At 71.2% G+C, this 563-nt stretch carries 1 protein-coding gene; it reads left to right on the forward strand.

What is annotated here, in order from left to right:
- The coding region (locus FJV41_RS57155) for a DUF349 domain-containing protein (protein ID WP_141649574.1) at positions 1-563 on the forward strand (563 nt) is incomplete at both ends.

Genomic DNA, 563 nt, shown 5'->3' on the forward strand with positions numbered 1-563 from the left:
GATCCCGCCGTCCGCGAGAAGGCCGAACAGGCCGTGCGTGCCGCGCTCGCGAAGCTGCAGGAAGAAACGGCGCAGGGCCACGGCAAGGCGTCCGCGGGCGCCGCCACCGCGCTGCGCACGGTGCTCAAGCAGCACGGCCGCCACATCGACGGCGCGCTGGAACACGACGTGCACACCGCGCTGATCGCGGCGGGCGAACTGCAGGGCTGGCAGCGCTGGAGCGCCGACCAGGTGCGCGAGGAACTCGTGGCCAAGGCCGAAGGGCTGCTCAAGCGCCCCGAGGGCCAGGCCCTGGGCGGCCGCAAGATCCAGGAGAGCCTGCGCCAGCTGCGTGAACAGTGGAAGCAGACCGACCAGGGCGGCCAGGCCAACCATGCGCTCTGGAAGAAATTCGACGAAGCCTGCAACGCCGCGCACAAGGTGGTCGAGGCCTGGCTCGAGAAGGTGCGCGCCGACGCGGCCGAGCACAAGGGCCAGCGGCTCGCCCTCATCCAGGAACTGCAGGCCTGGACGGCCGCGCAAGCCGAAGGCGGTGCAGAGCGCGACTGGAAGCAGGTGAACCG

The organism is Myxococcus llanfairpwllgwyngyllgogerychwyrndrobwllllantysiliogogogochensis (assembly GCF_006636215.1).
Lineage (GTDB): Bacteria > Myxococcota > Myxococcia > Myxococcales > Myxococcaceae > Myxococcus > Myxococcus llanfairpwllgwyngyllgogerychwyrndrobwllllantysiliogogogochensis.